The sequence below is a fragment of the Bradyrhizobium sp. Arg816 genome (assembly GCF_029989365.1).
Lineage (GTDB): Bacteria > Pseudomonadota > Alphaproteobacteria > Rhizobiales > Xanthobacteraceae > Bradyrhizobium.
In genome coordinates this window covers 424,046-448,673 of sequence record NZ_JAPRAQ010000002.1, presented here as the reverse complement: position 1 = coordinate 448,673, position 24,628 = coordinate 424,046, and the positions used below count along the sequence as shown (strand labels likewise).

At 63.1% G+C, this 24,628-nt stretch carries 23 protein-coding genes; 11 read left to right on the top strand and 12 right to left on the bottom strand.

Going from position 1 to position 24,628, the window contains the following annotated elements; translation table 11 throughout:
• The first annotated feature begins 187 nt into the window (after positions 1–187).
• Positions 188–430 carry a pentapeptide MXKDX repeat protein gene (locus OWC48_RS07125; RefSeq protein ID WP_028150975.1) on the top strand — a complete coding sequence of 81 codons (243 nt, stop codon included), beginning with the start codon at positions 188–190 and terminating at the stop codon, positions 428–430.
• A gap of 169 nt (positions 431–599) precedes the next feature.
• Here the strand turns inward: OWC48_RS07125 and OWC48_RS07120 are convergent, their stop codons facing one another.
• Positions 600–947, bottom strand: a complete 348-nt coding sequence (locus OWC48_RS07120) for a DUF6481 family protein (protein ID WP_282519330.1) — start codon at positions 945–947, stop codon at positions 600–602.
• 267 nt (positions 948–1,214) lie between these two features.
• Here OWC48_RS07120 and OWC48_RS07115 point away from each other — a divergent pair, with 267 nt between their 5' ends.
• The 3 genes from OWC48_RS07115 to OWC48_RS07105 all read left to right on the top strand — a co-directional run bounded on the left by OWC48_RS07115 (position 1,215) and on the right by OWC48_RS07105 (position 2,695).
• On the top strand, positions 1,215–1,442 hold the full coding sequence (locus tag OWC48_RS07115) for a hypothetical protein (RefSeq protein ID WP_282519329.1): 228 nt from the start codon (positions 1,215–1,217) through the stop codon (positions 1,440–1,442).
• Between the two features lie 71 nt (positions 1,443–1,513).
• On the top strand, positions 1,514–1,738 hold the full coding sequence (locus OWC48_RS07110; RefSeq protein WP_166096504.1) for a hypothetical protein: 225 nt from the start codon (positions 1,514–1,516) through the stop codon (positions 1,736–1,738).
• Positions 1,739–1,912: 174 nt separating this feature from the next.
• On the top strand, positions 1,913–2,695 hold the full coding sequence (locus OWC48_RS07105; RefSeq protein ID WP_282519328.1) for a hypothetical protein: 783 nt from the start codon (positions 1,913–1,915) through the stop codon (positions 2,693–2,695).
• Between the two features lie 100 nt (positions 2,696–2,795).
• Here OWC48_RS07105 and OWC48_RS07100 read toward each other — a convergent pair whose 3' ends face one another.
• Positions 2,796–2,954: a hypothetical protein gene (locus OWC48_RS07100; RefSeq protein WP_028161343.1), complete on the bottom strand. Its 159-nt coding sequence runs from the start codon at positions 2,952–2,954 to the stop codon at positions 2,796–2,798.
• 499 nt (positions 2,955–3,453) lie between these two features.
• Here OWC48_RS07100 and OWC48_RS07095 point away from each other — a divergent pair, with 499 nt between their 5' ends.
• Positions 3,454–3,783, top strand: a complete 330-nt coding sequence (locus tag OWC48_RS07095) for a hypothetical protein (protein WP_282519327.1) — start codon at positions 3,454–3,456, stop codon at positions 3,781–3,783.
• 147 nt (positions 3,784–3,930) lie between these two features.
• Here OWC48_RS07095 and OWC48_RS07090 read toward each other — a convergent pair whose 3' ends face one another.
• Both OWC48_RS07090 and OWC48_RS07085 read right to left on the bottom strand, forming a co-directional pair.
• Positions 3,931–4,161, bottom strand: coding sequence for a hypothetical protein (locus OWC48_RS07090; protein WP_282519326.1), 231 nt, complete (start codon positions 4,159–4,161; stop codon positions 3,931–3,933).
• 1,676 nt (positions 4,162–5,837) lie between these two features.
• A complete protein-coding gene (locus OWC48_RS07085; protein ID WP_282519325.1) occupies positions 5,838–6,242 on the bottom strand; it encodes a hypothetical protein in 405 nt (134 codons plus the stop codon).
• Positions 6,243–6,559: 317 nt separating this feature from the next.
• Between OWC48_RS07085 and OWC48_RS07080 the strand changes: the two genes are divergently transcribed.
• The 4 genes from OWC48_RS07080 to OWC48_RS07065 all read left to right on the top strand — a co-directional run bounded on the left by OWC48_RS07080 (position 6,560) and on the right by OWC48_RS07065 (position 9,277).
• Complete coding sequence (locus OWC48_RS07080) at positions 6,560–6,844, top strand: hypothetical protein (protein ID WP_282519324.1); 285 nt, start codon at positions 6,560–6,562, stop codon at positions 6,842–6,844.
• Between the two features lie 118 nt (positions 6,845–6,962).
• Positions 6,963–7,166, top strand: coding sequence for a hypothetical protein (locus tag OWC48_RS07075; protein ID WP_282519601.1), 204 nt, complete (start codon positions 6,963–6,965; stop codon positions 7,164–7,166).
• A gap of 557 nt (positions 7,167–7,723) precedes the next feature.
• Entirely contained in the window at positions 7,724–8,860 is a 1,137-nt protein-coding gene (locus OWC48_RS07070) for a hypothetical protein (RefSeq protein ID WP_282519323.1), read from the top strand.
• Between the two features lie 24 nt (positions 8,861–8,884).
• Positions 8,885–9,277, top strand: a complete 393-nt coding sequence (locus OWC48_RS07065) for a hypothetical protein (protein ID WP_282519322.1) — start codon at positions 8,885–8,887, stop codon at positions 9,275–9,277.
• A gap of 24 nt (positions 9,278–9,301) precedes the next feature.
• Here the strand turns inward: OWC48_RS07065 and OWC48_RS07060 are convergent, their stop codons facing one another.
• Positions 9,302–10,018 carry a hypothetical protein gene (locus tag OWC48_RS07060; protein WP_282519321.1) on the bottom strand — a complete coding sequence of 239 codons (717 nt, stop codon included), beginning with the start codon at positions 10,016–10,018 and terminating at the stop codon, positions 9,302–9,304.
• Entirely contained in the window at positions 10,018–11,109 is a 1,092-nt protein-coding gene (locus tag OWC48_RS07055) for a nucleotidyltransferase domain-containing protein (RefSeq protein ID WP_282519320.1), read from the bottom strand. The genes OWC48_RS07060 and OWC48_RS07055 overlap by 1 nt, the downstream gene beginning before the upstream one ends.
• 320 nt (positions 11,110–11,429) lie before the next feature.
• Here OWC48_RS07055 and OWC48_RS07050 point away from each other — a divergent pair, with 320 nt between their 5' ends.
• Entirely contained in the window at positions 11,430–12,104 is a 675-nt protein-coding gene (locus OWC48_RS07050; RefSeq protein WP_282519319.1) for a recombinase family protein, read from the top strand.
• A gap of 500 nt (positions 12,105–12,604) precedes the next feature.
• Positions 12,605–13,363: a hypothetical protein gene (locus tag OWC48_RS07045; RefSeq protein ID WP_282519318.1), complete on the top strand. Its 759-nt coding sequence runs from the start codon at positions 12,605–12,607 to the stop codon at positions 13,361–13,363.
• Between the two features lie 493 nt (positions 13,364–13,856).
• Here the strand turns inward: OWC48_RS07045 and OWC48_RS07040 are convergent, their stop codons facing one another.
• Genes OWC48_RS07040 through OWC48_RS07015 form a run of 6 tightly spaced genes read right to left on the bottom strand, consistent with a single transcriptional unit; the run spans position 13,857 to position 24,607 of the window.
• Entirely contained in the window at positions 13,857–14,774 is a 918-nt protein-coding gene (locus OWC48_RS07040; RefSeq protein ID WP_282519317.1) for a DUF6734 family protein, read from the bottom strand.
• A gap of 5 nt (positions 14,775–14,779) precedes the next feature.
• Entirely contained in the window at positions 14,780–16,240 is a 1,461-nt protein-coding gene (locus OWC48_RS07035; protein WP_282519316.1) for a DUF6519 domain-containing protein, read from the bottom strand.
• A gap of 39 nt (positions 16,241–16,279) precedes the next feature.
• Complete coding sequence (locus OWC48_RS07030; protein ID WP_282519315.1) at positions 16,280–18,547, bottom strand: hypothetical protein; 2,268 nt, start codon at positions 18,545–18,547, stop codon at positions 16,280–16,282.
• Between the two features lie 16 nt (positions 18,548–18,563).
• Entirely contained in the window at positions 18,564–21,758 is a 3,195-nt protein-coding gene (locus OWC48_RS07025) for a putative baseplate assembly protein (protein ID WP_282519314.1), read from the bottom strand.
• 2 nt (positions 21,759–21,760) lie between these two features.
• The gene (locus OWC48_RS07020) at positions 21,761–24,226 is read right to left on the bottom strand and encodes a putative baseplate assembly protein (RefSeq protein ID WP_282519313.1); all 2,466 of its coding nucleotides are present in this window, start codon (positions 24,224–24,226) and stop codon (positions 21,761–21,763) included.
• Positions 24,227–24,244: 18 nt separating this feature from the next.
• Entirely contained in the window at positions 24,245–24,607 is a 363-nt protein-coding gene (locus OWC48_RS07015) for a GPW/gp25 family protein (RefSeq protein ID WP_282519312.1), read from the bottom strand.
• Positions 24,608–24,628 lie beyond the last annotated feature (21 nt).

The following is a 24,628-nucleotide window of genomic DNA, read 5'->3' as shown; positions in this document are numbered from 1 at the left end:
CTCATCTGATAGTTCGAGACCGAATGCCGGGGCAAGGGCCGGCCTTGCTGCAGTGCACACTGAGCGTCCGCGCAGCAGACCCGCAGAAATTTTGTCAGTGGGCGCGTAACAACGCCGCCGGGCAATCCGTCGAGATCAGATAGCGGCGTCCGTCGCTGACAAACACCATCTCGAAGGGAAATCACTCATGACCATTCGCACCCGCATCGTGCTCGGCGTCTCGGCTGCCGCTCTGTCGCTTGGCCTCGCGTTGTCGCCGGCCGCTTTTGCCCAGGACAAGATGGGCAAGGACGACGGCATGATGAAGAAGGACACGATGTCCAAGGACGGCATGAAGAAGGACACCATGTCCAAGGACGACGGCATGAAGAAGGACCACATGTCGAAGGACGGGATGAAGAAAGACGACGGGATGATGAAGAAGAACTGATCTTCCACCGTCGCCGCGGCGTCTGCGAAGGCAGACGCGCACGCTTCAAAGTCCGAGGGCGGTCACATCGACCGCCCCGGTGATGGTTTAGTTCAACTTGAGTTGAACGCGACTCGAGTTGAAGTGACTCGAGTTGAAAGTGACTCGAGTTGAAACTGACTTGCGAACGTTACTTCCGCTTGGCCTTTCGGGCAGCGTAGCGGGCGTCGCGCTTGGCCTTTTGCTCGGCCTCGACTTCAGCTTGCCTGGCGATCGCTTCTTCCGCTTCGCGGGCGATACGCGCGGCTTCGGCGGCTGCAGCTTCTTCCGCAATGCGCTTCTGCTCGGCCTTCTCGGCTTCGCGCGCGGTCTTTGCCTCGGCGCGCTTGGCCGCGAGTGCCTCGCGCTCAGCACGACGTGCTGCCACCGCCGGGTCATCCAACCCGGGCTGCGACTTGAATTTGTTCAAAAGATTTTTGCGCGCGTCCTGCGCCGCCTTTTGCCGGTCTGCGAAGCCGGGTTCCCTGAATCCACTCATCGACGAGCCTTGTCTTCCTCGCTTCCGATCTTACATCATTGCCTGTTGGTACGTCGGCTGGGCATAGCGGGCGCCACGCGACGCAGAAGCGTGTACATCGGCGCGCGTCGCGAAGCCACCCATAATCGCAGCCGATCAGGTAGACGAAAAATCGCCACCACCGACGATCTCTCGTAGCCCCGAAAAACTGCCGAATTGTGATGTCCTTCATAGAGGACCACACGGAGCGGCGCCTAGCGTCCGCCCGGTACGAGACGGAGCACGGGCATGATGACCTCAAGACTGAGCCCGAAGGCGCTCGCAATCGCCGTCGCGGTGGTCGCCCTGGCCGGCGTCGCACTGTTGCTCGCCCGCCCGAAGCCGATCGAAAGCGCCGTCCTCGGCGCGGATTGGGAATGCACCCAGACCGCGTTCTTGCTGACGACCTGCGCACCGCGGGCCACCCCGGCGGTAGAAACCTCGCGCAAGGATGCGATCCGGCAGACCCGGGGCTGAACGATCGACCGGGATGTGACGCGACGTCGCAGAGGTGGTAAAGCCGGCTCACCCCCTGCGATCGGCCAGTCATGTCCAAGTCCGAATCCAAGCCCGAACCGGGCAAAAAGCCCAAATCCCTCGCAAAACCTCAATCCGGCGACAACCGTCGTGGCGCGATTGCCGGATTGATCATCGCGCTCGTGATCCTGGGTGTCGGCTGGTGGCTCGCCCGCGATCTCACCGCGGCCAGCAAGATGCAGGACTGCCTGATGTCGGGGCGGACCAACTGCAATGTGATCGAGCCGGCGCGCTAGAACGGTTCCAGCCGCCCCCCTTGGGCCGAAAATTGCCGTGATCTTAATCATTTGTAACGGGACTTAGCCGACCAAAGCAGGTCAGTTATGCCCGCCGGCATCAGCCAGGCGCGAGGCGAATCGTCTATCGCGCTAGGCACCACGGCAATCGCGAGAGTAGGGGGTCAAGCACGCATGAGTGCGTCCAGCCGCATGAAGATCATTATTCCCTTGGTTTCGGCCTTGTCCGTTGTCGCGCTTTCGGCGCAGGCACAGGAGTCATTGCCGCCAAGACCCCAGGCCCAGACGCCGGCGGGGCCTGGCGCCGGCGCGCCGCCCCAGAACAATCAGAACATGCGCAAGGGCCCCCCGCCACAGCAGGCGGCCCGGCCCGCGCAACAGCCCGGCGGCCAGCCCCACGCCGGCGGCCCCGGTCCCGGCCCGCACGGAGCAGGCGGCCCGCCGCCCGGACGCAATTACGCCAGGGGCCCCGCACCGGAGCGCGACTGGGGCGGACACGCCTATCGCGGCAATCGCGCCTGGGACGGCGGGCGCTGGCGCCATGAGGTCCGCAACGGCCGCTCCGGCTGGTGGTGGGACGTCGGCGGCGTCTGGTACTATTATCCGCAGCGGATGGCCGGCCCGCCGGCCTACATCTCCGAGGATTACTTCGACGACATGCCGGTGGCCTATGCCCCGGCGCCGCCTCCCGTCGCCTACGAACCACCACCGCCCCCGCCGCCGGCTGATCCCGGCGCGAGCGCGCTTGGCGGCGCCATCGTCGGCGGCGTGCTGGGCGGCCTGATCTCGGGCAACGCCTCGGGCGCGGCCGCGGGTGCCGTGATCGGCGGCGCCACCGGCGCGATCGCCGGCGCCACGGCTGCCTCGCGGCCCGGCTATTATTTCGCCCAGGGCAATTGCTACTACCGCTATCCGAGCGGTCAGTATGTGCAGGCCGATCCTCGCGCCTGTTACTGAGGCTCCAGGCAAGGTCTGAAACAAGGAGGCGGGCGCAGGCCCGCCTCTTTTTGTCTGGCCAACGTATTGTTTGCTGAAGCGATACTGATCGCTTCGCGCGTCACACCAGCCAGTTGAAGAACGCGATCGCGGCCCAGACCAGGCCTGCGATCCAGGCCAACATCACGATACCGATGGTGGCAAGAAACGTGGCGCCGAACAGGTCGGGCCTTGCGCGTCGCGTCGGGACGTGAGCCTCGGCTGCTGCTTCCTGTGTCATGACAGACCACCCATGCCCTCTCGCGGCGGTGCGAGCGGTTGAAGCGATGTTTAGCCGAGACGTCGCGGACAGGCTGTGACGCAGTTCACAGATGCGTCTTGGGGGGCCGGGCGACGAGAAAACCACCCCGCATTCATACGGACGAAATTGCCATCGGTCCGTCCATATCGGTCGGTTAGATTCGCCCTCATGTGTCCCAAGTACGACCCACAGCACGAAGCCGAGGCGGCGATGAAGCGGGCCGCGGCGTCCGCCGACGGCGCCGACCGGCAGAGGCTGATCCAACTGGCTCTGGCCTGGCATCAGCTCGCCCGCGATCGGCGCGACGAGCAGACGGACTAATCGCATCCCCGGCGCGATCTCGCGTCAATGGTCGGCCGAGGTCGGGACGCTGGTTGGCCTGCATGAGAAAGCCCCGTGCTCGGGGGGACAAGCACGGGGCCCTTCAAAGCCGACCGGGGCTGGCGGGTCGGCACCACTCCATTTCGTTGCAGCCAACGTGCTGGTCGTGATCTCGTTCCGCGGCGCTGCGCATTTCGTCGCGCCGCGGTGCGCTGCGACCGACGCTGCGCGGCTGGGAACATCCGCTCCCCGCCAACGTTGGCCGGTTATGACCGACCCCGAATTGCGCGCACAGTCTTTCGAGATCGCATGGAAATATCTCGACCAATCCGGCCTGCTCACCGGTGAGCGCCAGGATTCAGCCCGCTTCATCCTGAACAGGATCGATCGCCTGATGCTGCGCGGCGAGCGGCGCAGGCTGCTGCTGTCGAACGCCGCGATCGACGCGTACCGGTTGCGGCCGGTTCTCGTGACCCTGGATGCATGAACGAACCGGGCGAGTGAAACGCGGCATTAATGAATGCACGCGGCTGATTTTTGCGATGACGATTCGTGCTTTTGGAACGAAGCGGAGTCGGATCATGAACAAAAGAAATGCCGCTTAGGCGTCGGCTGATTTGGTGCTGCGCCTGACTCAATCGATCGCCAGGCAGTGCTCCAAATGTGGCTCCGAGTCCGCCTTCTGGCGGCTTGGACGCGCCCAGGCCTGAATAGCGAAGGCGAGTTGATGCTGACTGGCCGCCGCGTCCGCAATGGAAGCCCGCGCCACCTCGATGCGCCGTGTGATCACGCTGGAGTTCACGACGCCTGCGTCGATTGCCAAATACGACATCGCGATCACGGCAACCGCAGATGCGATAGCCATTCTCGTCCACTCGGTTGGCAGCATCAAATTCCCTATCGGGCGCACGTCGCCCGGCGCATACATAGGGTTCGTCCGTCCGGTTCAAAGACCGGGGCGAGGGTACCCACGTATTCGTGAAGTAAGAGGATTGGTAACTGTGCGTTCGTCACGTCGATCAAGCGGCGCCGAAATTCCGGCAGCGGGAGTCGAAATCGTTCTCGGGATCGACGAGAACGGTGAGGCTCCTGAAGACGTCTCCGCTGGGCGGGGGGGGGGCCGATACCGCAAACGGCTCTAGCGATCCAGTGATGAATGGCGATCCCAGCAGAACCGACACACCGACCTCGATCAATCGCTTAGGCTGGCTCACCAGCCTAAAGAGAGCAATTGCAATCTAAGTGGAATATCCGACACTGGCTCACCAATCAGTCGATGCCAGGAGATCAACATCTACTTGGTCCCGGTGAACCGTCACGGCCGCTACCGAGCCGAACTAGCTGATGGCAGTGTGCTCTGCCTACGCAGGCAACCCTTCTTAGACGCGGCGCGGACGCTGATCTTGGCTGGCTTCACCCCCGATTCGGTGCTGACAGGCTGGCGAAGGGGCGCCACCACGTGGGCCCTTAGAGCCAGGCTTGGAGAAGCCGCCAAGCTGACGGTGGACGAGACCAAGGCCTGCTTCGCTCGTTGGAAGGCCTTTTCTTCGTCGGCGGTCTGCCCACCGGTGCGTTTTTCCGGGGGGGCCGCTGCATACCTAGCCGCGGATGCTGCAAACTCTCCTGTGGGACCGCCGAGCGATGCGGACCGGCCAAACATAAGACGACGCCCCCCCACGGATAATGCGAGGGCGCTTTCGGTAACTGAGAGAGCAGCTGCGGGTTTTAATAGTGCCGGAACTCTTTCGACTAAAAGTCGCGAGGAGGAGCCTGCCTGCCTGGCCGAAGAAAGGGGCCCCAAGCGCTGATGGATCCTGCGTTCATCGGTGACAGGCGCTGGCCGTTTGCCTGAAGTGCACGAAGGCAGCTTCTCGAAAACTGATGACCGCGGGATTGCGATAGCAACCCCCGTCCGTCGGGACATGGTCCGCGAGGCTGCAAAGGGCCTGTTGCGGGACACCATGCGCAAACTAAGCGCGACGTGAAGGACGTCACGCAGGAGCAGGCTCCGGTTCGCACCGACCTGCAGGATAGCTGCCAGCTGACGGATCGGTTGTGCAGCGTTCCCGCGCCAACAAGCAGGCGTAAAGGCTGACAGCATGACCCCAGCCTCCCTCTATTGAGGTTGCCTTGATCCGTCTATGTCTCGAGAAGACTCGTCCGAAAGTTTACCGAAACGCATAGCTTCGCTCGCTAGGCGAAGCTATGCCCACTCCAAGAACTGAACCGAAGTTTACGGAGCTAAGATCGCATTGATCGCTGCCAGCCTAGCATTCCTACCTTCGCCAGAAGCGGCGACTTCCAAGAGCGATGACATCATACAGATTTTCGCGTTCCGCACGCGGCCATCCTATGCGGCCACAGCGCGAGGCCCAAAATCGGGTGGGCGCAAACGACGTGACCGTTGCCGGTCTCGCGCCAACGGGTTGGCAATTGAGGGGAGGAGCCATCGTTTTCCCCAATGTGGCGTGATCAGACTTTCAAGATGCGTCTTGGAGGACGGTCGTTCAAACTACAATCGATAGCGACGAACTCCATGAATCAATTTTGTGACCTTTTGCGCTCTGAGGTAAATGCTTCGATGTCGTGCAGGTATCGGTCAATCATTTCGTTGAACCGTTCTGGATCTTCACGTTCGAAGCGCTCTATGGCGTCTGCGGAGCGCCTAAACAGGCTGTCAAATGCCGTTCGAACCAAATCGAGAGGCGGCTGCTTTCCGCGAAGGCTTATCTCCGCAATAAAATCCGTTTCTCTGAGGTATCGGGCGTGATCAGACGGCCTTTGCGTCCACCAGACGAAAGCAATAACCCATGCTTTCTCAAGTTCCGTGTCATTCATGGCCTCGAATTTGCGGCCGCGGCTCGCGTAGTCGGCGATGCTGTCGGCGTGCTGGCTTAGCATGAAAGACTCGAGGTTCTTGTCGAACGCATCTTTAGGATCGTTCATTTGCGCTCCAGACATTCACCGCAATACTGCATATATTGGTGATAAGTATTGAGAGGGTTAGAAACATTGTGCCGGCCTTAGCTAATCAAAAACACGAATTGCTTGCTAGAGCGCTTGCTGCAGGCAGGAGCCAGGCGGACGCGTATCGAGAAGCTGGGTATGTCTACAAAGCCGCGAACGCGAGTAGACTTTGCAGGCGCGCCGACATTTCAGCGCGCGTGCAAGAGCTAATTGCTGACCGCGTGGCTAGGGAGGGACAAGCGCGACAGATCGGAATCCAACGCGCGGGCCTTTCTGAGGAATGGATAATCGCTCGCTTGATGCACGTGGTCGATCTCTCCATCCGCGGCTTACCAAAATACGACTCGAACGGTGTTCCCACCGGTTTGTACAAGCCAGATTTGAAAGCGGCTATTAGCGGCATCAAGCTCGCTGCCCACATTGGCGGCCTCTTGGCTCAGAAATTTGAGGTAGGCCGACCAGACGTAATTGGACAAATGACTGATACGGAATTGGAAGTTGCGTTGCTTGGCGAATGCAGAGCCCTAGGTCTGTCGGAAAGATCCTTGGCAGAAATTCGGAAAGCGATAGAACGCGATTGATACGATGTGGCGATGGTGCCCAGCGACAGCTGGAGGTCGAACGCCTTTGTTTAATTTTCGTCGATGAAAGCCTGCAGCCCCGACGAGACATCGATGTCCGTGTCGATGGCGTTGAGGGATGGCATCGGCGACATCGAAGGTCGCAGCCCCTGGACCAGCGCTTAATGGCATTAAACGCGACGAAATGCCGCTGCAGGACCGCCAACCGCTTGAGGATCTGAGGATGCACCGCTCGCGCATAGCGATCGACCTGAAGGCCCGGACCGGCTTCGATTGCCGGTCCTCGATCGCTCAGATCGAGCAGGACATTGCGGGCCGTTGAAGATGCGTTGGCCCGGCCGTCCTCACGGCCGCCAGGCGAGCGGTCCGCCCGGGCTCGAGGGCACAGGAGGCCTCCGGCCGGGTCACGCGGCCCGCGTGAATAGCGCTGGGGCCGTAGTCGGACCATGTCGTGCCGCCTCTCAGGCGCGGTTCTGGAGAGGGCGACGAGGCCGGCGAGCCCTCTGAGCACCTGCGCAATGCCCGCGTGATCGATCGCATGAACGAGGCCCGGAAGTCGGCCTGGCGGCCGCGGTAGATTAGGGTGCGGACTCATAAAGTCGGTTGCTGCGAGTCGGCCACCTGATGTCTGCTTCTCCCCCGACAGCGGCGCGGGAGCGGACATCGCGGCACTCCGCCCTCGGGCCCAAGAGCGGCCGGTCCTCGATTTCTTGCGAACAGGTCAAATCGATCGGCTGCGTAGCCACCCCGAGGAAGCTTCCACGATCGCGACCTGCGTCGTTGCCGGGAACTGCAACCTGTGATACACAAGCCAATTCATTTTGTCCTTACTTGCAAGTGATTGTGCGGGCGGAGGGAGCATCCGCCGGAGTGCTCACAATGCCGAAAGGGCTTAGCCGTAAGACGCTCGGGATTGCCGCCGCATTCGTCGCCACCGCCGTGGCCGGCTTTTTTGCCATACGCTGGTTGAGCAGCGCGCCCACGGAGTTTCAGCACCGCAAGGATATCGAGGTCGCGTGGGGCGATGCGATCGGGCAGTTCAAGATCGAGCCCGTGTTCCCCCCGGAGGAGGACGTCGCGGTCGGCGACGTACTGGCTTACGTCGTCGACGACAAGATTCGTGATCCCAAATCGATTGATAAGCGGACGCCCTCCGTCAAACGATCGGTGAAGATCGCGCATGTCGATGTCAAAGAAGAACTAGAAAAGACCTATGCCGAGTTGGCCGCGTTCCCTGCGGCGCCGCTCAGGCCTCCGGTTAACGAAAGACCGGGAGCTATTCAGGACCAATCGCCGCGATCCGTGGGCCGTTTGTTTGCGAAAGGCCTGGTGCTGGAAAGCGATCTGCCCCGTGCGGCCTTCGCCCGGCTCAAGGGTTCATTCAGCGCCACTGCCGGGGGTGCGCTCATGGCCAACGGTCAGGCGCAAGCGAGCTACGGCGGCAGCAGTCAGGGCACCGAAGAGTTCAAGCTGAGCGAAGTCAGCACCTACGGAATGCCCAGTTCTCGTGCACTGAGGAAGCTTCACGAGTATTGCAAAAAGGATGGCATGAAGGACGACTGCAGCGAGGCGACCTACCGCCAATATCTTTGGCCGATTTTGGGCGATCGCATTTATGTCAAAAACCTCGACCAGAGCGGAAAAGACGTTTATGCCGTCGATATTCGGCTGGTGATCGTGAACCGCGTGTATTTAGCGCGCTCCATCGTGCATCGCAGGCTGATCGGCGGCTCGGAAATAGGCGGCTTTTTCGCTGGCTTGTTGTCAGGTGGAAAAGGGAGATCGGATCCAGCGCCTCAGGAGCAGCTACCGCCGCAGAACGCATCCACAGCACCAACAGACGAAACGCTACGAAAGCGAATCGAGAGCCTAGAGAAGCAAGTGTCAGGCATGCAATACGGTGGCGGGCTTTCGGCGCAACGGTCTGGGAGCGACGAGTCGGAATTCGATACAGGACCACTGGACCGGCCGGTCGCTTTTGGGTTCCGGTACGTCATGTACGATCCATCCAAATGATAACAATCGGACATCGGTGAATCCATGACGATCATCATTGGCCGCATCTGCTTGCTTTTGCTGCTCCTTGCGCCGAGTCTGCTGTCCGCGCAGACACGGCAATCCGGCGAGTTCGTAGTATTTATTCACGCCGGCGGCGGCAGTATCAACGATCAGGACCTGAGAGAGATCGGAGCGCTGCTAGTCAAAAAGGGCTATGTGGTTCGTGCGCCGGACCGCGAGCGTACCGTAAAAGGGGGACCCGGAGTGGACTATTTTTCCAGTTTCGCCCGCGAGGCCGCGCAGGACGTCGCGGATACCGTCAACGAGCATCTGCTGGCCATGAGACTGCTGCCGGATGAGAAGCAGAGACTAAGGCCGCGCCTGCAACTGCGCCCAAACAATCTGCCAGTTTATCTCGAGGTGTGGCTGCCCTGATACTTAACAGTAGGGGGCGCGCGTCTACGAAAATCCGGCAGGCGTGAAGCGCGGCTGATGACTGAGGATCTTTTCGACTTCACTGATCTCCTCAGCGATTGCGCCTTCAGTAACAACCGATTCCAAGATCACTGGTACTCGTGCTAGAGGAGCTGCAAAGAGTTCGTAGGCGCGTTTTGCAGCGTACGACATGGCAAAATGTTTGCCCCTGCTATTGAGTTCGCTCAAATGAGCTTGCGCCAAGCGGTCCCCAAATTCGGTAAGAATATCCGCGGCAACAGTCATCGTGGAGTCCACCTGTCTCGCGTGTGCAATGTCCAAGCACAGCCGAGCTTCCGGCAGCTCAACAAAGAACTTGCGCAGCTCCTGAGCAGTACGCCCAGTTGGCCTACGGGAATCCAAGTTTTCTATGCAGAGACGCTTGCCTAGCCTTTGCCATAGAGACAGTTCCCGCATGGTGTCGGGGTGAACTATCACGTTCAGGCCTCGATCCGCTACCGTCGCTAGCTTTGCTACTGTGCTGCGCTCATCAGTAAAATTGGTTGGTGCGTGAAAGCTCACGTACCGATACCGGGTGTTCAGGCGCTGCATTAGGAGCGGTATTGCTTCAAGCAATTTGGGTAGCTCGACGTCGCGGAGCGCAGATAGTTCAACAGCATCTGCACGCGTCGGCTCTAGCAATTCTAACCCGCGCGCGAAGTCGCCAAGCGCTAAAGCCCCAGTTGAGAAGCCTACGATCATCAGAAAATTCCGTACTTCTTCACGGTTTCAGTAATGTCGACGTTGGACTCAAAGAGCAGCTTTAACAGACCGCGATCGAACGTATGCGCCACTTCTCGGGCGTCAAGAAACACCCGGTTCTCGTACGCTTGGTCCGGAGTCAGCTCTTCAAGCACTTCTCTCTTTTCCTTGTCGTTGAGCAACGATAGAAACTGATCGTAAGTACCAAAGATGTCATCGCTGAGCGAAGGTGCGTAGCGTTCAACGGCTATCGCAAGTGATTCAAGTGGCTGCCGCTCTGTCCAGTCCCGCAGATGGCTGACAAGTTTCTGGACGGTCAGCTCCTGTTCCCCTGATTCGGGCGTTTCCAATGCCCACGAGACGCACATTAAAAACCCCGATACAAACAATAGCTTCCGAGACATCCGCAGCTTGATGTTTCGCAGGGCCCATTTCTCTCCTGCTCGCACCCTAAATTTGTTGGCGTAGTCAACCGCCATAGTTCGCCAGAAGCGAACAACGTCATTCAGTAGGAAACGAGGAATTTTCTTCCCTTGTACGTTTGCCGCAACGAAATTTGCATCCTCTTCGACATATCTGGCCAGGACGCCCTTGATGATCCGGTCGCGAACTTGTGCGCTCTCGGGCGAGCCAATCGCCTGGGACTCGAGTAGGAGCAGCAAGCGACGCGTCATATTCTTGTTAGTGTCCTCGTCACCACCGATCGCGTGGATCAGCTCGTGACTGAAGACTAGGCCCCCGAATACTCCAGTTGGTCCCGGATCTTTAAACTCAGCCTTTTTCAACCTTGACCTTAGCTCGTGGACTAAGTTCAAGTGGCGCGAATCAGCACGAGCGTCGATCATAATAGCCCAATCTAGATCGCTCTCGACCGTGAACTCGCCTCTGGCTAGTGAGCCGAAGACAGTGAGACTGCCTTCGTCTGTTGGTAACAGATCGCCTACTATCGTTGCGAGGTCGAGGGCTCTTTCATTGCTAAACTTTTGAGCGGCCGCGATGTTAGACCAGCGCCCTCCGTCACTACCCCTGAGGCGATTAAGAGCAGAGCTTAGCTTCTGAGACGTTGTTGTTGTCGTGGTAGACTCGTTCATCCAGGTGGCTTTCGAGCATTTTGAAGTGTAGTCGGAGTAGAACAGACGAAGCTGCAAGAGAAGTGAATTCGGGACCGCCCACTAGCATCCCAGTAACCGGTTTGTCGGCGTTGTGCCTGCTCGGGGTCACAGAGGCTGCATCGTGTACCCGGAGAGTTTGGGGCCTCAACGCCGGGGTGACCGACAGCTGAGCCCAAACGCCGCCTGAAGGCCAGAGCAGCTGATCGCACATTCAAGGATTCGTCTTGCTGGCCGGAGTTCTGGCTGTGGCATTGACCAGCGCGTGGCATTGCTTTAGGAATGCCACACGAGAGGGGCCGATGCCGGTATATGGATATTGTCGCGTTTCCACAACGGAGCAGGCAAACGGGGGCTTATCTCTCGATACTCAACGTCAGCAGATCACCGGCTACGCAATGATGAAGGGCTGGTCCGTCGGGGAATTCTTCGTTGAAAGTGGCGTGTCAGGATCAGTGCCTCTCGCGGAGCGAGCAGCAGGCCGGCAGCTTCTCGAACGCCTTCAGCCGGGAGACGTCGTGATTGCGGCGAAGCTTGATAGAGCTTTTAGATCTGCTGCGGACGCGCTTGGCACGCTCGAACAGCTGAAAGATGAAAAGATTTCGCTACATATGATCGATCTTGGTGGAGATGTCACCGGGAACGGCATCAGCAAACTCGTCTTCACTATTTTGTCGGCCGTAGCTGAAAACGAGCGGGACCGTATTCGCGAGCGGGTTCGCGACGTTAAACGACACAGGGCGTCTCAGTACCTCTTCAATGGAGGTAAAAGGCCATTCGGCTTCGCGATCGAAGGTGAGGGTAGGTACCGGCGCTTGGTTCCTGATCCGAACGAGCAGGCCGCGCTCGCTCGTGGAAGAACACTCAAAGCGCAGGGGAAAAGCTTACGCGAGATCGCCCAGGTCTGGGTTGCTGAATATGGTCTGCCGGCACTCGATGCCAAAAGCGTAAAACGAATCATCGAGCGCGCGGCGTGAATCAGTTGTCTCGCTATCTGCGGTCGACCGAATGGCGCAGGGCGACGGCAGCCGATCAAAAGCTCTTCCACGCCCGTTTCGCGCCAGCATTGCCCTCGAACTTCCGCGCGTTACTCCTGATCGGATGTCGGTCTTGCCGAGACCGCCGAAGCCGGCTTGATTTTGCGGCCGTGTCGTGGTCGCCGCACCCGCGTCCATGCCCGATGCAGTGGCAGGAGCTTGCGCAGAAGTTCGGCCTCGATCTGTAGAACGCAATCCTAGTCATCTTTCGACCCTTGCGTTTTCACACAGCCGAGACTCTGTACCGACATCTCTTTCTGCCGTTTATGCCCCGGTGCTGCCCCGTTAGGCGTTCGCTACTTTGATCTAGATCAATGCGCCCCTTTTTTGTTTTGTAACTTGCGCAGGTTGTGAAGTCGTTCGGCGTGGGCATAAAGTAGCGTCGAAAGCCCGGACCTTCGCATCAAGAGCACGCGGCAGCTTAATAGGGAGTGCGGCTGATGACCGATTTCCACAGGGTGGGCGAAGACATCGGTGATTTCCTGCGGGGCCTTCTGCAGACCAAGGAAGTCGATACCCAGGCGCCGCGGAGCGCGAAAAAATATCTCTTAGTAGACGCTACCGAGCTTTCCGAAGGCACGAGCGTAAGCCTCGATCTTCAGCTTGACAGCGCGGAGTTCGCGGACGTTGTTTCTCGGGATGTCGTGTTGGAGGGCCTTGTCCAGTTTAAGTCAGGAAACTCGGTTGCTCTACACCAGACTATTGCGCAAAACTACGCACGCGCGCTAGCCTTGATTGCGGTGCCGGAGAAGCCAGAGACCTTTCACATCGCTGCTAACGGTGAGATCCAGCCGAGCACTACAGCGCCCTACGAAGTCGTGCTTTACGAGAGAAAAGCAGCCGACGGCTCCATCGTTCGACTTACGGGTCAGATATCTAACATCGGCCTCAAAGACGCGTTGGGGAACGCGCTCAAAGGCCCTAATGGGGAAGACGTCAAGACGTCTGTCAACTTTGCTATAACTCACGATCCCATCGACTTGGCCGTGATCGGTTTGGTGGGCGGCCTTGCCGCGTTGATATGTGGCGGGATAGTTCTCATTGATGCAATCCTCAATGATTGCCTCAAAGAAGCGAAGGGGCAGTGTGGAAAAAGGGGCGTCAAAAAGATCACAATCAAACGGTCATACGGCTTCTCTTGGAAAAAGGGGCCGGAGGTAGGTTGTGGGCAACACTGCGAGATTGAGTGCAATCGGTAGAAACCGGCGGCAATGCTCAAGCGTCATTTGATCTTCAATTCGCGTAGTCGCTCTCTAACAATCGCGTGCGCGACGAAAAGGCAAATGAAGATCGAAATGGCAAACCAATAGGACGGCAAAATGCGACTGGCGGAATAAGCTCCAGGCAAGTTCACCATGGCTGGCGACAATACGCGAGGTGCGAGAGGCGCGTTTGCCGGTCCACGGTGGGCTCGCCTGCCCATCGGAAATGCCGAAGTGTCCATGTGGGATCGCTCCGATCTCGGATGAGCTGGTTCTGGAATATGTAATCCGGGACTTGCTGCTCACGGAGATGATCGAGATTGAGTGTTCGTCGAGAAGTCGGAATGTCGCTTCTCGTTGTTTGATGCACTCTGACTACCTACGCCCGACGGCAAGGCCGGCCACGACGTTTTCGCGGTGATCCGCGAGCTGAATAAGGTTAGGGTCGGTCGCTCGCCTCAACAAGCGGTGTGATTTCTGCGCCTGAGAGCTAAGTTTCGGCAAGGGCAGCACCAAATCGATGCGCGCGCTCCTGGCAACGCGCGTAGAACAGCGGGAGGTCCTGGCGTACGCGCCGCTCCAGAGCACGGCAGATGCGGCGGTTGCGCTTGGTCCCACCGGCCAGGTGGGTGTAGCCGGCGGCCTCAGCCGTGCCGGAGTTGTAGGCCTCCTCGATGCAATCAAAGATGTAGTGAATCTCGACGTCGGCGAAGGCTGAGCCCGGCCGTTGGGCGTGGTACTCCACGCAGGCGGACAGGAGGTACTGTTCCAGGAGGATCATGTGTCCGCTCTTGTCGCCCAGGCGCGCCATGCCGGCGCTGTACCGGGCGTCGGTCGCCAACCTAAGCGCCTCGGCCGCATAGTGCTGGATGAAGTCCGTGTGCGCCCCTCCGAAGACTCCGCAGCACGCGCCCCGCCAATCGGCCCGGGCCTTGCGATACCACGCCCATTCCACAGGCAGCGGCTCTGGCTCCACCGCCGCCTCCAACACGTCGGGCCGATAGCAGGTCGCCGAGAGCGAGGGGATCGGCTCCGGGTGCTGTGCGAACACCGGGGCGGTGTCGAGCGCTGGCGCGAGCGGCGTCCAGAGGAAGACGTCAGCGTCGATGTGCACGAAAGGCGCTTTCTGGCTCCGGTACGCCTCCAGCTTGCCTAGCGCCCACCAGTCGGGATCGGCGTCGAGGTCGTTGAGTGCCGTGGAGACCTCGACGAACGGCAGCTCCAGGGCGTCCACCAGCACGCGGGCGCCGGCGTCATCGGTCACCAGCACCGTCTCCGGATAGTGTTGGCGCGCGGCGTGGACCGATAGGCCCCAGGCCAGCCAGTGGTACCAGTCGTCCGCCCAGCTCGCCTCGCGGCTGGCGCGATAGGGCTTGGTCCAAAACGACCAGACGGAGCGCAAGACCATGGCACTCAGCTCGGCCGCGACGGACGCCGCGGGGGCCGCCGCCGCACGGGGGTGGGCGTCGGCGTCGGCGTCTCGGCGACGCGCAGCTGCGGATTGCTCAGCGCGCCCACGCCGGTGCCTAGGCTGACGTCGGCGAAGCAGTCGCCGGCCGGCTCGAACTCGCAACGGCAGGATTCCACCGTGGCGTTGTCGCCCAGCCGCAGGAAGCCCAGGGGCGCATAGTGGTGCTCGATCCCGCGCGGCGGTTCGAACAGCGGCTTGCCGGTAGCGTCCGCGGGCCACTCCACGCCGCCGGTGGCGACGCGGGCGGGGATTAGCCAGTGGTCGCCGGTGCGGTAGGCGCCGCTGGCGGCAAAGGCGATCTGGACTCCGTCCTCCAGGTCGATCCACAGCGGCGTAGCCGCCGTGCCCTCCTTGACGGTGATGACCCCGTTGGTGAGCTGGGTGCGCGCGTTCCGCCTCTCGTCCCATTGGCGGACTTTGGGATTGACGAGGTCCGTGGTCCAGACCGGCGCCGGCGTCGTTCCCAAGCTCGCGGGATCGTAGGTCAAGACGCCCGGCTCCGCTTTGGCGAGTTGCAGCATTGCGCCGGGCAGGCCCTGCAGGTCGAGGACGTCGTTCGTCAGTTCGACCCAGGCGCCGGCAGCGAAGCCGCGGGAGTCGGAGACCAAGAGCTCGTTGCCGCCACCGTCGCCGGTCCAAGCGGCCAGTCGGCTACCATTGTCCCGCGACCACTTGAAGGTGGCGGTCCCGGTTGCGCCGCCCTGGTGTATCTCCACCCGGTAGAGCTGATTCTCGACGCCGCGATAGCCGGCCGTCGGCGGCAGGATGCAGGGATCGTCGACGATCTGGCCGGGATCGACCCGGGCGGCCAGCCAGGCCGGGCTGAGGCCCGGCAGTCCAGCCAGCGGCGCGGCGCAGGCCGAGACGCGGCCGTAGATCCGCTGGTTGAGTCCGTTGGAGCGGGCGTCCGCCGGCAGGCCGCGGACCTGCCAGACGACCTTGGACCGGGCCGCGGTGTCCGGCCCGCCCAGCGCCACCTCGCGGATCGACGGGTCCTCGACGGCGGTGATCAGCCGCTCCCAGACGTCGAGGTAGATCCAGAAGAAGCCCTGCTTCCGGCTCTTGATCTCGGCCGCCAGGAGGTCGTCCGCCGGAATCGGCCAGTTAGGCTGGTCGAAGTAGCCGCAGTTGATTGGGTTTTCCACCAGGATGCCGTCGACCCAGTAGCGGCCGGCGCTGATGATGAAGCCGCCATCCCCGCCGGGCATCAGCTTGAAACCTCCACCGTCCCGAGGGGTGGCGAAGGGGCCGATCAGATCCCGCGCCAGGAGCCGGATCGTCCTAAGCAGGATGGCGGTCTGTTCGTTGACGTCGGCGTCCAGGGTGACGCGGCCCTGCTGCATCAGGACCCGACTGAATTGCTTCGCCGCGTTGAAGCTGTCGCGTGTGAAGTCGCCCTTCATGGTCACTTCCCTTCTCGATGTCGCCGCGTTCGTTCTTGTTCAGGTCGCGTGGATCAAGCCAACGTCTGCGCCGGCAGGGATGAAGCCTTGCAGCCGAGCGCGCAGGTTGGCTTCGCGAAGCGGCTGGAAGAGGTCGTGGAGGACGCCCATCTCGGAGCGGTCGTCGGCACCGCGGACGATCTCCGGCGCGCAGGCGTCGGCGAGTTGGGCGTAGCGCGGGTCGCCGTAGCGCATCGAACCGAAGACCGGCCGCAGGCGGATCTTCTCTGCAGCGGTCCGCGCGACCTGTTCGGCCGGATCGGTGGTTTCGTCCTTGATCTTGTCGACGACAAGGTCCGGCTGGCAGGCGGTGCGCCTGGGCGTGCGGCAGCCCTGCGGCACGTAGCAGTAGCGCATGCAGCCGATCTGTCGTCGGCCAACGTGAACGCAGTCATAGAAGATCGAATTCTCCGCCAGCGGCGAGGAATGCACCTCGACCACGCCGAAGACGGTGCAGCGCAGGATGGTGACCGCGGCGTGGGCGGGTCGGGCTTCCGGCCCGCTGATCGCCATGCCTCCGGGCTCGGCGGCGTCGATTATGCTGTCGGTGATGCAAACGGGAATCGGGTCCTGGCGGACTTCGTCCTCAGTAATCTCGATCGAGCCCAGGATGGAGTGCTCGATGACTACCCGGCAGCGAACCTGGAAGAGCTCCAGCGAGGGTTCAGTTGGCCGGTCGGGCTTGCAGTCGCAGTTCATCCCCCAGCCCGGCACCAGGGTGCAGTGCCGGATGACCAGGATCGAGTCGCAGTAGGGCTGGGAGCCGGCAGGCGGGGTCGAGGGCTCCTCGGGCCCGCTCACCTGCACGCTGCGGCCGGTGACCATCAGCCCGTCCATGACGAAGCGGGTGCCTGCGCCCATGGTGACGGTGAGTGAATCCGGCACGTCGGCCCGCCAGTCCAGGAGGCGGATCACCGGCCGCGCGCCCTGCGCGGCGCGCAGTTCCAGGGTGTGGTGGTCGGGCACGTCGATCTGGAGCGGCTCAACGAAGACCGCGCTTTCGGCCAGTTCGATCACCCCGTCCCAACGCAGGTCCTTCTTCCACGCGTCAAGCGCATCGGCGATCCGCTGGTAGGCCTCGGCCTTGCCCACGCGGTAGACGACGGGAGTCGTCTCGACCAGCTTGAACTGTCCCTCGTGATCGGGGTCGGGCACACGGACCTGCCGGGCGACGGGTTTGGCGATCTGCCGCTTGTATTCGCCTCCGCCGATGTCAGCGCTGAAGCCATAGCGATACGAGACCCGCACGCCCTTTCGCGGCGGCTGAGACGCAGGGAAGGCGATGCGGCCCAGCACCGGATCGATGGCAATATGCTTGGCCGGCGGGACGTAGGTCCAGCCGCTGAGGTCAGCGGGAATGACGTTGGCCAGCGGGATCGGCGCTGCGCTGTCAAAGCCGGCCCAATCCTCGGCCCAGACGGCGAAGCTGCGGTCCGCGCCATAATAGAGCTCTGGGCGGGCGTCGAAGGCGACCCGGCGGATTTCGCCGGGATAGGCGATTGCCCCGGCGCCGTCGCCGGTCGCGGCCGGCCCGCGGCCAGGGGCGATGAATAGGGGCGCGTCCTGGCCCAGGATGCTGAAGTTGAAGCAATGCGGGCCAGCGGCCTCCTCGCCCGCCGCGGGGGTCATCGTCACCGAATATGACCCGAGGCGCCAGACGAAGATGCCGACACTCGGGATATTGGTCCGCCCACAGGTGTCCGCCGAGTTGATGCGGCGGACGTCGACGCAGTGGGCGATGCGATCGAATGGCCCGTCCAAGAGGTCTAGCTTCTGCATCTGGCGGATATCGACCACATGCGCCCGATCCAAATGCGGGTGGTTGATGTTCTGGTTCCAACCTAGTAGGCGATAGAACTCTACCGCGCGCGCCGGCCACCCGGTCACGTCGCGCCCCAAGTCCCCCAGCAGCGCCAGCGCCCCCTTGCGGCGGCGATAGTGGACGGTGTTGGCCACCTCCCGCCTGGGCGTGATCCAGCGGTCGCGAAGTTGCTCCTCGAGGCCGCGGCCAGGTGAGGCCAGTTCTGCGGGCGAGGGGACGTAGCCGACAAGCTCGGCGATGTAGGGGACTGCCCACTCGGCGGCGGTCTCGATGAACCAGTTCTCGTACTGCTGAGCGATGGAGTCCTCGACCAGGTTCACCTGCTCGGCAATTACACGAAGCAGCGCCTGCAGGGGGTAGCCCTGGCCCGCGTCGCGCATGCGGTAGATCGCCGGCAGCAGCCGATAGAGGCGGTCGATGCGCGGATCTATGGCAGCCTGGCTCATCAGCTTCCTCCTTGGCTCATGGGATCTGATTCAAAACCAACGTCTCGGGCAGATCGGCCGAGAGCATGGCGATCTGGGCGGGGTGCACGCCTCCCTTCTCGACGCCGGCGGCGTTTATACGCACCGCCTGGGCGACCCCGCGTGCGTGGAGAAGCTGGCTGGAGATGACGTGTGGGCCGCCGCCAGCGACCGGCAGCTGAAAGCCCAGCGACTGCGACTGCGGATTGACGATCAGCTGCACCGCCTCGGATATCTCCTCAAGGGTCAGCAGGCGCCGGGTACCGTCCGAGGCGGCGACCCGCTCGGGTACCCCACCGAAGGCGTCCACGTCCACAAATACGACGCCCGGCACCGCCTGCATGGCCGCGATGATCGGCCCGAGCGCCACCGATTCCGCGAGGTTGCGGCGGCTAAAGCCCAGAAGGTCGTTCAGCGTGTCCCGCACCGCCTCGACCACCACCTCCCACTTGCGGTCGGCGGCGATACGCAGCTTGGCGCTCAGCACCAGCATCACCGCTTCGCGCACGTCGACACGCACCGGTAGCGAGGGATCGCCGTAGGCTTTCAGCGCGGTGAGCAGGTTCTGATAGAGGTCCGAATTTGTATCGATCGGGACGTCGTCGACACCGGCGATGGTGAGTTGCACCAGGTCGCGCTGCCGGTCGCTGATCCGCACCGCCAGCGCCTTGCCGATCCCGGCGAAGGTGCGGGCGAAGTCGCCATAGTCCGGCAGCGAGACCAACCGGTCGAGTGCACCGATGGCCAGCGGCGCGTTGGCGCGCACAGCGTCGCGGTCCTCGCGGTCGGCGCCGCCCGAGGCGCGCAACGGGTTGACGACGCTCCGCACGCCCAGCGGCCGGGCCAGCAGCAGGTTAACCTGGCCGGCCTTGGCGTTGCCGCCTGCCCCGATGCCCTGCCGGTAGACGGCTTTGACGTTTTCCACGCCGGTGGACGGTCTGGCCCCGGTGATCCCGTCACCGAACGTGATGCTGGTGGTCCCGTCGTCGTCGATGCGCGTGGTGAAGATCCGCGCCTTCGGCGCTTGGCCGGCGAGGCTGTCGGCGCCAGTCCAATAGACGTCGTTGACCGAGACCTTCAGCGTACTGGCCACTCCCGACGGGGTCGCCGCCGAAACGTAGGTCAGGGGCGGCATGCGCAGGTTGAAGCTCTGGAACGCCTGCGTTCCGTCGCCGGCGCCGAGCGTCTCCTTCCGTGTCTCGCCGTGGGTCGCCCTGACCACGTTGGCCAGGATCTGGAGCTTGTCGCGCCTGTAGGAATAGGCCATCGGCGTCGCCAGGATCAGGGTGGTGTGAATGTCGTCACCCGGCAGGTCCGGATCGTAGCCGTGGCGCAGGCCCGAGACCATCATCAACTCGGCAACCTGGACGCCAGCGACGCCCGGGATGTCAGCCCGCTCGCCCGAGAGCACGATCCAGCGCCCGGACTTCAGCTCGGTATAGAGGCCAGCGAGCGCGATCTCCTGACCGGAGACGATGTCAGTGATCGGTTCCTGCGCCAAGGTCAGCGCCTCGCTTTGGGCGTAGGCCAGGGTGGACCTTAGCGTCGACATGTTGTCACCGCCGTCACCGCCCGGGTTCCACCAGTCGGATTCGACCGCCAGCACCGTCGACTTGCCATTCAGGCCGTAGGCCGCGCGGGCAACGGTGTGGACGTCGGTTACCCGGCGGACCCGGCGGTGCGGCATCTCGACTCCTCCGCCGCCCACCTGGATGAGCGCCCAGCCGCCGGCGAGGATGCTGTCGTAGGCCTGGTCGAGATAGAGCAGGCGCGCGCCCTCATCGCTTGCCAGCGACCACTCGCTCCAGTTCGGAGGCGGCTCTAGCACCCCATCATTGTAGGTGGGCTCGCGGCCGGCGAACGCGCCGAAGGCCGGCGCGCTCATGCGCAGCACCGCCAGCGAACGTAGCGGCTGTTCTTTAGCGTTCACTGTGGCGCCGGCCCAGGCCGTGTAGAAGCTGTCCTTCAGCTGCGGCGAAAAGGAAAGCAGCATCCGCGGGGCGGTGTCGCGGCCTGCGACGAACTGTTCGGCCAGGTTGCGGCTGAGCTTCAGCGAATTGGGCGCCTGCGGCTGGCGCGACTTCAGAAGCTTGTCCACGAACTGCGAGGGGCTGGTGACGGCGATCCCGGCCCCTCCCGTGCTCACGGGGCCGGCCTGCAGCTTCTCCTGCAGCTTATCATACAGGTCGCGGATTGCCGCGGGCTGCACGCCGCCGATGGCGCGGATCAGGTTCGTCCCGACCTCGCTCTGGGCGTACCCGAGATAGGTCTCATCCAGTCGCGCCTGCACCAGCTCGACAAGCCGCTGCGCGGTGGCGTTGGGGGTGCTCACCAGGACGGCATTCGCGTCGGTGATGAAGCTCGCCAGCGCCGCGACGCGCCACAGCACCACGGCGCTCACCGACTGCAGGTTAACGATAGTCTGTTTGACGTCGTCCTGAGTCTGCGTGCCGGCGACGGCGCGCACGGCAAACGGACCTTTTTCGTCCTCACCGAACGAGAGCAACACGAGCTCGCCGGCCCTCAGCACCACGGCGCCGGCGAGGTAGAGCCTATCCACCGTCAGCGCGTCTTCGAAGACGATCACCTGCGGTCGCTGGCGACGGACCGGAAGGTTGTTCCAGACGGCCTTGGCGTCCAATGCCTCTACCGTTTCGAACGTCTGCGGCGTTTCGCCGGGGCCGGGCGTGCTCTGGGCGGCGCTGCCGATGGGGATGTCGGCGGCTTCAGCCTGGGTGGGGTCGATGTCGTAAGAGAGGAAGACGGTCGCAGCCACGCCGGGCCGGGGCTCATAGCCCACCAGGCGGGCCAGCTCTACCACCGAGCGTCGCTCGGTGGCGGTGCGCAGATAGCCCTCGTTGGTGATTCGTTCCTGGTAGAAGGTCAGGATGTCCCCCACTGAGGCCCAGCCGTCGAGCAGGGCAATCGAGAAGTCGGACGGGTCCCGCGTCGTCAGACCTTGCAGCGGCCGGAAGGTCTGCATCGTCTGGCCGTCGGCGCCGAGCGCATCGACGCTGATGCTGGAAAGCCGGGTCTTCATGCTGGTGATGAACTGGCCGTGAGTCCCAACGCGGTCGACCAGCTTGGGTAGGCCCGGCGCGTTCCAGGTCACGACCGGCGTGGCGGGATCGCCGCCATCGCAGCAGCCGCATGTACAGGGGGCGGGACCGCAGCCGCAAAGGGTGGCGCGCATTTCTAGCACCCCTCTCTCAGATGAAGCTCGAAGCGTCCGCGCTCGGAATGATCGGGGTCGTTGTCGAGCTGGGCAATCTCCCAAGGCTTCAGCGGCAGGACGCCGTTGTCGATCTCGTGGTTGGGCGGAACAAAGCGGCGATGCAGGCGCGTGACCCAAGCTTGGGAGACGCCGGGAACAGCCTGGGCGGCGGCGACGAGCTGACTCAGGTAGACGCCATCGCCGAAGCTCAGCCGATCCGGATAGAAAAAGCCGGGCGTGCCGTCGCGCCGCAGGCGATTGCTGAAGACGTCCAAGAGACCCGAGCCCACGTCGGCGGCGCGGTGGCCGGGGGCGACGCAGATCTCGAGCCGGATGTCGAGCGGCACATACTTCGCCGGTCGAACGTGCAGGTCGTGGCCGATGCGGCGGTAGTGCTCCAGTTCGCTCTGCACGGCGACGATCAGTGCGGGCGGAGCGGTCTCAGCGCCCAGCGGGTCAAGCGCTACATCTGCCTCGTACCAGCTCCCGGTCCAGATCAGGCTCGCGGCCGCGCGTTGCAAGTGCGGGTCGCGGGCGGCGATCGTCGCATAGTCGTCGGCGATGACGGCGCGCTCCAGCCCGGCATGCACCGCGCGTGGCGCGAGCAGCCGCGCCTGCTGCACCGGCTCCGGCTCGATCCCGCCGCCGGCCGGCAAGGGATTGCGCACCGTGATTCCAACGCCGTCCAGCGTCGCATCGCGCAGCACCAGGCGCGAGATTGCTTCGGCGCCGACGTTGCCGCGGATCCCGTTGCCGATGCGGTAGGTCCCGGTGAAGCACATGCCGGGCTCAAGGCTGCCGCCTAGATCGCCGTCGCCGAAGCGCAGCCAGGCGATGCCGTCGTTGTCGATCTCCACCACGAAGGCCGGATCCGTGGGGCCGGCTTCGATCAGGTCTGCCAGGGCGCCCCAGGTCTTGGGCGGCGTGCTTTGCAGCGCCACCGCAGGGGCGGCGGCGCGCGGGTCCTGCTCCTGGAGGGTGGCGGCGGGCGTCGCTGGGTCCAGGGGCTGGCGCCAGGTGAGTGGAGTCTCGCCTAGGGACGGGCGGAATTTGCCGGGGACTTCTTCCACCAAGCCCGGCAGGTCGGCGCAGACGCAGCAGGCCTCGCTGGTCACGGTGGGCACGCAGCCCAGGTCCTCCGGCGGCTGGGTGCAGCCGTGGTCCACCACCACGACGTTGCCGCGCACGATGGTGATGTCGGTCAGGTAACGGCAGTCGGGCGCCGCCCCAATCGCCGACAGGCAGAAGTCGAAGGGCAGCGCGTCGGCGATGTCCCATTCGATCCAGACGTAGCGTGTCGGCTGGTCGTCGCCGGTGAGCACCACCGGGTCTTCTTTCGCGGTCACGTCAGTCAGCCGCACGGCGTGGCGTTTGGTCGGGTCGGCGTCGAAAGGCAGGCCGGTGTATGGGCCCTTTACCTCTTCGAAGATCACGATGTCGCCGATCACGAGGTGAAGTCCCGCATCGACCAGTGCTGCTGCGGTCGAGCCTTTCTCGAGGCAGCAGGAGGTGCGGCCGAAGGTGTAGATGCGGATCTCGCTATGGGCCGCGCGAAGCTGGATCGGCGCGCCTTGGGCCATCGGCTCGAACACCTCGTAGGCGTCGGCAGAGGTGGCGCGGAGGTCGCTCCAAGAGAGCACCGTGCGGTCTTGCGAAAGGCCGTCGTTCAGCCCGGTGACGAAACTGGTCTTGGCCGGGTCGAGGGCGACATCGGTGTCGACCTGACAGCAGACCAAGGCGCGGGCGTTGCAGCCCTCGTGCAGCCGATAGTCGATCAGCCGCAGGTGCCGGCGCACCGAGATCCGCTGGCGCGCGGTCTCGAGATAGGCCTCGGTGCCGACCGCATCTTGGTGATAGCTCAGGTAGTCGCCGACGTAGGCCAGGAGCTCGACCAGGGCGACGCCGAGGTCCGGCGCATGGCGCTCGCGCCAGTCGGGGACCAGGAGCGCCATCCGGTCCATCAGGAGCTGGCGGAAGCCGCCGTAGTCTTTGGCCAAGTAGTCCAGCTCCGGCCCCTCGGCGGCCTCGGGCCCGCAGTCGCACGCGGGCGCGCAGTCGATGCCGGCAGGGCAGTCCAGCCGGAAGTGGAACTCGGCCGAAGCGTAGAAGGGATCGACATTGACCACGTCGACCAGCCGCAGGATGTAGGCCGAGAAGTCGCCGATTTCGCTCAGTCTGATCAGGAGCTGGTCGTCGTGCTCCGGATTGGGGTCGCTGATCACCTCGACGTCGGTGATCGCGATGCCACTGATGCGGTCGCCGCCGTCCAGCGCGAGGTGGGCGGCGGGGACGGCGCCCTCGACGGTGAACTCGGGCGGCAGTTTACCCAGGAAGAAGGCGCGCAGCGACTGGCCGTCGGCGGCCAGCTCCACATAGTCCAGGCCGTTCCAGCCCTCGCGCCGGCGCACCGCATCGCGGCGGTCGTCTTGCTGGCAGATCTGGTTCATCGTGGCCACTCCCTTGGGTCAGACGGAACGGCTGAAGACGGTGGTCTGCGCCTGGCCGGTGGGCAGGATCACGTAGGCAATGGAGACGGTGAGGGTGGAGTCTTCGGCATTAGCCTGGAGGTCGCGGACTTGGATGATGTCGCCCAGCCAGTGCTGCAGCGCCGCTTGCAACGTGAACTGCAACGCCGCCGCCAGCTCCGGGCTGTTCGGTGAGAAGACGAGCTGCATGAGGCCGGTGCCGAGGTCCGGCCGGTTCACCCGCTCTCCGGGACTCGTGAAGATCAGCTCCTCGATCAGGTCACGGACGTGATCGGCGTAGGCCAGCGACGCCGAAGCGGTGCGCCCGCGGCTGTCGAAGTGGTAGGGGAAGGCTACGTCCATCTCAGCGGGTCTCCATGAAGG